A 1,284-nucleotide genomic window follows, 5' to 3' on the forward strand; every position below is an offset into this window, starting at 1 on the left:
CCCGACGCTGGTCTACACGCCGTTCACCGCCGGCATGCAGGACCAGCCCGAGCTCGTGGCCAAGTTCAACGAGCGCATCCCGATGGGACGGGGCGCCCAGCCTGACGACATCAGCGGGGTCGTCGCCTTCCTGGCGAGCGAGGACGCACGCTTCGTCACCGGGGTGAACCTGCCGGTGGACGGCGGCGTTTCGGCCTCCAACGGGCAGCCGAAGCTCAGCTAGATGGGAGATCCGGCGCCGGTCGGCAGCGTGCCCTATCGCCGTCGGTGAACCTCGTCACGGCCAAGCAGCCTTGGCCGGCACGACGATAGAGTTCCCTCGCTCCTAACCGCCCCTCCGTCCGGTTAGATACGGAGGAGCATCCCAATCCCTACTTGCGGGCGTCGCCGTCCCGCATCTGGCCCGTCGGCTCCTGGACGTGGGCTTCGAGGAACCAGAGCTGCTTGTCGACGGCGCGGGACACCTCGGTGAACAGGTCCGCCGTGCCGGGGTCGCCCGCCTCGTCCGTCTCGTCGATGTTCTCGCGCACGGCGTTGGCGTAGGCGGCGTAGCTGTCGATCAGCGCGGCGACGTGGTCGGCGATGGCGTAGATGCCGGTCGGGTAGGCCGGCAGCTTGGTCGATCCCGCCACGACCTGCGCCGTCCCCAGGGCCGTGCCGCCGAGCTGCACCGCCCGCTCCGCGACCTTGTCGTTGAGGTCGCTGATCTCGGCGCGAAAGCCGTCCAGCATCAGGTGGATGCCGATGAACTGCGGGCCCTTGAGGTTCCAGTGGGCTTGCTTGATCGCCAGGGCGAGGTCGATGCCGTCGGCCAGCCGTGCGTTCAGGGCCTCGATGGACACCCTCTTCGCGTTTGAATTGGTGTCGTTCCGGGTCTGGTGGGTACGCGGGGTGCTGCTCGTAGCCATGCTTTGCTCCGTTATGCCGAGGCGGCAATTGTGGAGGGCTGGGGAGGTTCCCTTCGTCGGAGGGCGAGACGCTCGGTTCTGAGACCCCGGCCGTCCAGGCTCACGCCGGCCGCTCGTGCCGCCGCCGGGGCGGGTGAAGGTGGCGGCCTAGACGAGGCACGCAAATGACGAGCTTGCATCACCGGGGGCCGATGACGGGCGAGCAAGGAACTCCCGTCGCGAGGCGGACTTCTCAACCGCCGCTCTCGTCGTGAACCGAGGCGGTCCCCTCGAACGATGGCGGAGCGGTACGGATGGATCTCGGCATCAGCGGACGGGTGGCCGTCGTGACAGGGGCCAAGTCGGGCATGGGTCGCTCGACCGCCGAGCATCTTCT

Annotated in this window: 2 protein-coding genes; one reads left to right on the forward strand and one right to left on the reverse strand. The window is 68.4% G+C overall.

Annotated elements, in window-relative coordinates; all coding sequences use genetic code 11:
- A partial coding sequence (locus BMY19_RS31550) for an SDR family oxidoreductase (protein WP_139215760.1) occupies positions 1-223 on the forward strand: 223 nt, incomplete at its 5' end.
- Between the two features lie 148 nt (positions 224-371).
- Here the strand turns inward: BMY19_RS31550 and dps are convergent.
- The gene (gene dps / locus BMY19_RS30335) at positions 372-908 is read right to left on the reverse strand and encodes a DNA starvation/stationary phase protection protein Dps (RefSeq protein ID WP_100253898.1); all 537 of its coding nucleotides are present in this window, start codon (positions 906-908) and stop codon (positions 372-374) included.
- Positions 909-1,284 lie beyond the last annotated feature (376 nt).

This window comes from Methylobacterium sp. UNC300MFChir4.1 (assembly GCF_900110155.1).
GTDB lineage: Bacteria > Pseudomonadota > Alphaproteobacteria > Rhizobiales > Beijerinckiaceae > Methylobacterium.

Excerpts from the sequence above, each read along its gene's own strand:
- dps (WP_100253898.1), bottom strand. The coding sequence starts at position 908 with ATGGCTACGAGCAGCACCCCGCGTACCCACCAGACCCGGAACGACACC.